The sequence below is a fragment of the Streptomyces sp. NPDC001880 genome (genome assembly GCF_053594575.1).
In genome coordinates, this window is the sequence record NZ_JBSFET010000298.1 from 1 (window position 1) to 1,138 (window position 1,138).

Sequence of the window (1,138 nt, forward strand, 5' to 3'; positions counted from 1 at the left end):
CCCCGCGGCGCGGGCCGCCGCCGGCGCACCCGTCGAGTTCGACGACTGGCGGCCGCTCGTCGAGGGGGACGCCATCGCCGACGCCGTCATCGTCGCCACCCAGGACCGCAATCACGTCGAGCCCGTCCTGGCGCTGGCGCGGGCCGGGTACGCGATCCTCGCCGAGAAGCCACTGGCGCCCACCGAGGCCGAGACCCGCACCCTCATCGAGGGCGTGGAGAAGGCGGGTGTGCTCTTCGCCGTCTGCCATGTCCTGCGCTACACCCCCTACACCGACCTGGTGAAGGAGGTTGTCGGCTCGGGCGTGCTGGGCGAACTCGTCAGCGTCGAGCACCTGGAGCCCGTCGGCTGGTGGCACTACGCGCACTCCTACGTCCGCGGGCCCTGGCGCAGTGAGCGGGCCTCCTCGCCGATGCTGCTCGCCAAGTCCTGCCACGACCTGGACTGGATCTCCTACGTCACCGGGGAGCGCATCGAGCAGGTTGCCAGCTTCGGTGGGCTCAAGCACTTCCGGCCCGAGAACGCCCCGGCCGGTGCCGCGGAGCGCTGCCTGGACTGCGCCGTCGAGGACGGCTGCCCCTACTCCGCACTCAAGCTGTACGTGCCGACGCTGCGCGAGAAGGGCGCGGTCTGGCCGGTCACCCACGTCACGGACTCCACGGACGAGACCGAGCTGCTGACCGCGCTGCGCGAAGGCCCGTACGGCCTGTGCGCGTACCGCGGCGACAATGACGTGGTCGACCACCAGGTCCTCGCCATGCAGCTGTCCGGCGGCATGACCGCGACGTTCACCATGGTCGCCTTCACCGAACAGACCGACCGCCAGACACGGATCTTCGGCTCGCACGGCTGGCTGCGCGGCGACGGCAAGCGCGTCACCGTCCACGACTTCCGCACCGACGAGGTCACCGTCCACGAGGTCGACACGAGCGGTTCCAACGCCGCCGAGGGACACGGCGGCGGAGACACGGCGTTGGTCGATGCCTTCGTCCACGCCGTCGCCACCGGCGACCCGGCCGCGGTCCGCTCCGGCACCAAGGCCACGCTCGGCAGTCATCTGGCGGCGTTCGCCGCCGAACGTGCCCGGCACACCGGCACCGTCCAGACGGTCCCGGCGCAGTGACTTCTTCTCTTCCCC

1 protein-coding gene is annotated in these 1,138 nt (G+C 71.4%); it reads left to right on the top strand.

What is annotated here, in order from left to right:
* Positions 1-1,123: Gfo/Idh/MocA family protein (locus ACWCQ6_RS37420; RefSeq protein WP_451096992.1), on the top strand; the 1,123-nt coding region annotated here is incomplete at its 5' end.
* Positions 1,124-1,138: the final 15 nt, after the last annotated feature.